The sequence below is a fragment of the Acidobacteriota bacterium genome (genome assembly GCA_030774055.1).
In the GTDB taxonomy this organism is placed as follows: Bacteria; Acidobacteriota; Terriglobia; order Terriglobales; family Acidobacteriaceae; genus JACPNR01.
Map to the genome: position 1 here is coordinate 1 of JALYLW010000057.1, position 5,823 is coordinate 5,823.

5 protein-coding genes and 1 pseudogene are annotated in these 5,823 nt (G+C 64.5%); 2 read left to right on the top strand and 4 right to left on the bottom strand.

Features of this window, described 5'->3' with window-relative positions:
• Nucleotides 1–107: 107 nt before the first annotated feature.
• Complete coding sequence (gene rplQ, locus M3P27_04600) at nucleotides 108–602, top strand: 50S ribosomal protein L17 (protein ID MDP9267592.1); 495 nt, start codon at nucleotides 108–110, stop codon at nucleotides 600–602.
• An 81-nt stretch (nucleotides 603–683) separates the two neighbouring features.
• The gene (locus tag M3P27_04605; GenBank protein ID MDP9267593.1) at nucleotides 684–1,883 is read left to right on the top strand and encodes an MFS transporter; all 1,200 of its coding nucleotides are present in this window, start codon (nucleotides 684–686) and stop codon (nucleotides 1,881–1,883) included.
• Here the strand turns inward: M3P27_04605 and M3P27_04610 are convergent.
• From M3P27_04610 to M3P27_04625, 4 genes and pseudogenes are all read right to left on the bottom strand, one after another.
• The gene (locus M3P27_04610) at nucleotides 1,813–2,337 is read right to left on the bottom strand and encodes a VanZ family protein (protein MDP9267594.1); all 525 of its coding nucleotides are present in this window, start codon (nucleotides 2,335–2,337) and stop codon (nucleotides 1,813–1,815) included. The two genes, M3P27_04605 and M3P27_04610, sit on opposite strands and share 71 nt — an antisense overlap.
• 2 nt (nucleotides 2,338–2,339) lie before the next feature.
• Nucleotides 2,340–3,854, bottom strand: coding sequence for an IMP dehydrogenase (guaB, locus tag M3P27_04615; protein ID MDP9267595.1), 1,515 nt, complete (start codon nucleotides 3,852–3,854; stop codon nucleotides 2,340–2,342).
• 430 nt (nucleotides 3,855–4,284) lie between these two features.
• Nucleotides 4,285–4,650 (bottom strand): arsenate reductase ArsC, encoded by a 366-nt coding sequence (locus M3P27_04620; protein ID MDP9267596.1) that lies wholly within the window; start codon nucleotides 4,648–4,650, stop codon nucleotides 4,285–4,287.
• Nucleotides 4,651–4,773: 123 nt separating this feature from the next.
• Nucleotides 4,774–5,502, bottom strand: a pseudogene (locus M3P27_04625) (aquaporin family protein).
• Between the last annotated feature and the right edge of the window lie 321 nt (nucleotides 5,503–5,823).

The following is a 5,823-nucleotide window of genomic DNA, read 5'->3' on the forward strand; positions in this document are numbered from 1 at the left end:
GCCCACCTCCGCGCGAGAACACATGGGTGGAGCGGGCCTTCAGGCTTGCGCTCCAGCCGGTATAAGAGAATCGAGCCGGCTTTATCCGGCGACAGAGAGAAGAGTCCATGCGCCACAAGATCGCAACCTGGAAACTCGGACGTAACACCTCGCACCGTCGCGCGTTGCTGCGCAACCTTGTCACCTCGCTCATCCTCGAGGAGCGCATCGAGACTTCGGCCGTCAGGGCGAAGTTCATGCGTCCGCACGTCGAGAAGATGATCACTTTGGGGAAGCGTGGCGACCTTGCTGCCCGCCGGCAGGCTGCCGCTTTTCTCATGACCCGCGCCGCGGTCGACAAGCTGTTCGACCTCGCGCCTCGCTTTGGCGACCGCGAAGGCGGCTACCTGCGCATCATCCGCAAGGGGTGGAAAAAGGGCGATGGCACCGAGACCGCTTGGATCGAGCTGCTGGGCGCCGAAAAGACACTCGAAGCCAAGAAGGAAAAGACGGCAGAGCGCCGCACCAAGCGCATCGAAGAGACGCGCAAGCAGATGGAAGAGCAGGGCGAAGTGCCTCTCGCCGACGCCGGCGAAGACAAGAAAGAATACAAGAAAGAGTAGTAGTCAGAGGCTCACTTCAAAGCGCCCGCATCCGCGGGCGCTTTCTGCTTTTGGGCCCGTCTTTCTGATATAGGAGTAGCAATGCCATCGCCGCGCGAGCGCCGCAACGTCTACCTCTTTGGTGCGACCAGTTTTCTCAACGACACCGCCAGCGAGATGGCTTACTGGATCCTCCCCGCGTTCCTCGCTTCCATCGGCGCTGGTCCAGCGCAACTCGGCATCATCGAAGGCATCGCCGAGAGCGTGGCAGCGGGCGCCAAGCTTTTCTCCGGATACTTTACCGACCGCGTCTCGCGGCGCAAGCCGCTGGTCGTCTTCGGCTACGCGCTGGCGAACGTGGCAAAACCCATGCTCGCGGTCGCGACCGCGTGGTGGCAGGTGCTCATCATCCGCTTTGCCGATCGGACGGCGAAGGGGATCCGCGGCGCGCCGCGCGATGTGATGGTCGCAGAATCGGTTGAGCCGGAGCGCCGCGGTTCCGCGTTCGGACTTCTCCAGGCGATGGATTCCGCCGGCGCCATCGCCGGACCGCTGCTGGCGCTGTTCATCCTCACGCATCACGGGATGCGCGCCGTCTTCTGGGCCGCGGCCCTCCCCGGCGGGCTCGCTATCCTCGTGGTCTGGCTATTCGTGCGTGAGCCGGCGGAACACACGCGGGCCGCGAAGCAATCAGCCGCACCCTTCACGCTGCGTCCCGGATTGCCCTGGCGCTTCCACTATGTGCTGCTCGCGGTGGCGCTGTTCTCGCTCGGCAACTCGAGTGACATGTTCCTGGTATTGCGCGCCGCCGACGCCGGCATCGCGGCGAGCTATGCGCCGCTGCTCGGCCTGGTCTTCAACATCACGTATACGCTGACCTCATGGCCCGCGGGCAAACTCAGCGACAAGGTGCCGCGCCACTTCGTGGCTGCGGCGGGATACATCGTCTTCGCGGCGGTCTATGCGGTGTTCGCGGCAGCGCCGTCGCGCGCCGCCATCTGGGCCGCGATGGCCAGCTACGGACTCTTCTACTCGCTCACCAATCCCGTGCTGCGCGCGCTGGTGGTGGACTACGCACCTGAACCGAAGCGCGGACGCGCGCTCGGCTTCTTCTACTTCGTCACCAGCATCACCACGCTGCTCGCGAGCCTGATCACCGGCGAGCTGTGGCAGCAGTACGGCGCGCGCGTGCCCTTCGGGTTATCCGCTGCGCTGGCCATGGTGGCCGCGCTCATGCTGTTGTTCGCGAGCGCGCCTGCGAGCGCGCCGCGCGCTCCCGCGCCCGCCACACTCCGGCAATGACGAACTGCGCGAAGAGTGCGCCGCACCCATCGAGCACTACGTCCGTCGCGGTTCCAGTGCGTGAAGGGACGAAATGCTGCAAGGTTTCGTCGCCAACAGCGGTTGCGATGGCGAAAGCGAGTCCCCACAGCGCCCAGCGCAGCTGCCACGCGCGCGAGCGCTCGCGGAGCTCCCAGTAGCGTGCGGCGCGAAACCACAGCCAGCTCAGCATGGCGTAATTGAAAAAATGTGCGCCCTTACGCAGCAGGGTGTGAGTGACGTCGAACCAGTGAGAGGGAGCGTTCGGGAAAAAAGTTTGGAAGAACCAGGCGAGGAACGTGCCGGTGTGCCGCGCCGAGAACAGATCACCGGCGGCAGCAATATTAAACAGCGTCCACGCCACCGCCGGGCCCAAAGCCCGGAGGGCGACGCGTAGATCGAAGATGCCACTGCGATCGCCGGTGTGGTTGGTCACCGTTACTCGACGCGGTAGTTCGGGGCTTCGCGCGTGATGACGACGTCGTGCACGTGGCTCTCGCGCAGGCCCGCACCAGAGATGCGGATGAAGCGCGCTTTTTCTTTTAGCTCCGCGATCGTCTGCGTGCCGCAGTAGCCCATGCCGGAGCGCAAGCCACCGACCAGCTGATAGATCATTGAGGCCAACGGACCGCGGTAGGGCACTCGGCCCTCGATGCCTTCCGGGACGAACTTCTGCAGGCGATTCGTCCGCATGTCGCCATCTTCGTCGCCGGCGAGCGCGGCAGAAGATTCGCCATCAAGATTCTGTGAGTAGCGCTCGTGGGACCCGGAAGCCATCGCGGAGAGCGACCCCATGCCGCGATACGACTTGAACTGCCGCCCCTGATAAAGGATGGTCTCGCCCGGGCTCTCGTCCGTTCCGGCGAAGAGCGACCCGATCATCACCACGCTGGCGCCCGCGGCCAGCGCCTTGGTCACGTCGCCCGAGTACTTGATGCCGCCATCGGCGATCACCGGGATGTTCGCGTCTTTGGTGGCGCGCGCCGCTTCCGCGATGGCGGTGATCTGCGGCACGCCCGCGCCCGTCACAATGCGCGTGGTGCAGATCGACCCGGGACCGATGCCGACCTTGATCGCATCCGCCCCTGCCTTCGCCAACTCGCACGCGCCGTCAAAGGTGCCCACGTTGCCGGCGAGCAAGTCGATCTCCGGCAGCTTCGCCTTGATGGCTTTGATGGCCTCGATAACGCGGGTGGAATGTCCGTGCGCCGAATCGATGGCCAGCGCGTCGACCTTCGCCTTGGCCAGCTCCTGCGCGCGCTCCAGGAAGTCGCCGGTCGCGCCGATGGCCGCGCCGCAGCGCAGCCGTCCGTGCGCATCCTTGGCCGCGCTCGGATACTTCATCTTCTTCTGGATGTCTTTTACCGTGATCAGTCCCTTGAGCTGGAACTTGTCGTCCACGACGAGCAGCTTCTCCACGCGATGCTTGTGCAGGATCTCTTCCGCATCGTCGAGCGTGGTCCCTACGGGCACGGTGATCAGATTGTCTTTGGTCATCACCTTCGAGATGGGCACATCGGTACGGCTGACAAACCGCAGGTCGCGGTTGGTGAGGATGCCGACCAGCTTCTTCGCCTTGGTGATGGGCACGCCCGAGATGCGATAACGGCGCATCACTTCGAGCGCTTCCGAGACTTTATCGTCGGGCGACATGGTGATCGGGTCCACGATCATGCCGCTCTCCGAGCGCTTCACCTTGTCCACTTCACCAGCCTGCTGCTCGATGGTGAGGTTGCGATGGACGATCCCCAATCCGCCCTGCTGCGCGATGGCGATGGCCAGGCGCGACTCGGTCACGGTGTCCATGGCCGCGCTGATGATGGGGATATTCAGCGTGATGTTGCGCGAGAGCCGCGTCTGCGTGTTGACCTGCGCCGGAACAACGTCCGAGCGCGCAGGCAGCAGCAACACGTCATCAAAGGTGAGGGCTTCGGGAACAGGAAAGTGAATCATGTTTCATTGTAACGGAGCGTCGGCGGTTTCGGCTAGGCGCTAGCTGGTCGAGCACCCAAGCGGGATACTGGTCGCCCAGGTCTTTCCTCTTTCGGGCGCGTGCTTCGGCCGCTTGCTTGCCGTTCTCCGCTCCCCACAATGCTTTCCAGGCCGCGCGATAGAGCGCGTTCTCCTCCGGACGCGCCAACAGCGGGTCGGACATCGGCTCTAGGTACCCGCCGCAGGGCAGGGCATCGTACTCCTCGTCCTTTTCCCCGGCGGCGAGGAGGCGAGGGACGTGCGTGTGATCATCGACAGCGCGCACCTTGGTCACCTCGGCGGCGATCGCTGAATCCGCGACGCGGGGATCGGCGAGCCGAGGCGCCTGCCCGAATAGCGAGGCTAGCGAGGTTGGAAAACAGGAGGACAGTGAGAATCTCACGAGTAAGCGTCACGTTCGCTGGACCTCTTGTCCGCACTCCGCCCGCAGCAGCTCCTTCACGCGGTTCCCGATGTCCTCGCGCAGCCTGCGCACCATATCGATGGGTTGGCCCTTGGGATCAGGAAGCTGCCAGTCCACCACCTTCAGCCCCGGCACGTACGGACAGTTCTCGCCACACCCCATCGTGACCAGAACATCCGCGCTCGCCGCGAGCCGCTCATCGAGTTCTTGCGGACGCGCTTTCGCTAGATCCACTCCGAGTTCGTTCATCACCTCGACGACTGCAGGGTGGACGCGCTCCGCCGGCGCTGTCCCGGCGGAGATGCCGCGGCAACAGTGCGGATCGGCGTAGCGGTTGAACAGCGCCGCCGCCATCTGCGAGCGGCCGGCGTTGTGGGTGCATGCGAAGAGGAAGGTGCGAGGGCCTTCGGTAGTAGATGCCTTCGGCTTCTCTTCATGTGGCATGAGTATCTCCTTGGCGATCTCGCTGGCAACCAGCGGCGGCAGCAGCCACCGGAAGACGGCGGTCGCCGCCAGTGCGCCTGCAAATTGCGCCGCGAGGAACGCGGGCACGTCCTGCGGACGGATGCCGGAGAACGTGTTGGTGAGCGCCCGCGCCACCGTGACCGCCGGATTCGCGAATGACGTGGATGCGGTGAACCAGGACGCCGCCATGATGTACCCGGCAACCGCGAACGGGACGGCGTTCGGCCGCGAGCGCGAGCCACGTTCGCTTGCACCCCAGATCACCGCCAGCAGTCCGAACGTTGCCACGAACTCGCTGAACACCTGCGGCCACCCGTTGCGCGCGTGCTGCGAGGCGGTGAACAGCTCCTGCCCGAACATGGTGTGCGCGAACATGGTTTGCCCGAACATGGTTTGCCCGAACATGGTCTGCGCAAACATGATGTGCGTGATGGCGATCCCCGCGATCCCCCCGAGGAACTGTGCGACGACGTAGCCGGGGACGTCGCGCCACGGCAGACCGCCGGCGAGCGCGTCCGCCAGCGTGACGGCCGGATTCAGGTGCGCACCGGAGACGCCGCCAAACGCAAAGATAAGCGCCACCAGCGCCGCGCCCGTCGCGAGGGTATTGCAGAGGAGCGCGAGTGCGACGTTGCCACCACTCAGCCGCTCGCCCATGATCCCCGAGCCGACGACGGCGGCGACCAGGAATAGCGTCCCGAGGAACTCGGCGACGAGTCTCTGCGCTAGAGGACGTGTCATAGCGAGATGGTATCGCACCGTGGTCAACAATGACCCGGTACTCGCGGCTGCTTGCTGGATGTTGCCGAGTAGGGATGCGACTACGGCCGCTGGGTTTGCCGCAAAATGACGTTTTCGGGAGAGAATCGCGTTGAAAGCTGCATCTGCTTGGCAGTATGCTGCTGCGCCCAAAGGTAGGCGTCATCTCATGGCGGCTAATACCGGCAAGAAGGGCGCGAAGAAAGCCAAGCAGAAAGCCAAGAAGGGGCGCGCTGTGACGAGCAAAGAAACGACTGCCGAACAAATTTTCGCCCAAGGAGCGTCGGCGCGGGAAGTGTCGGC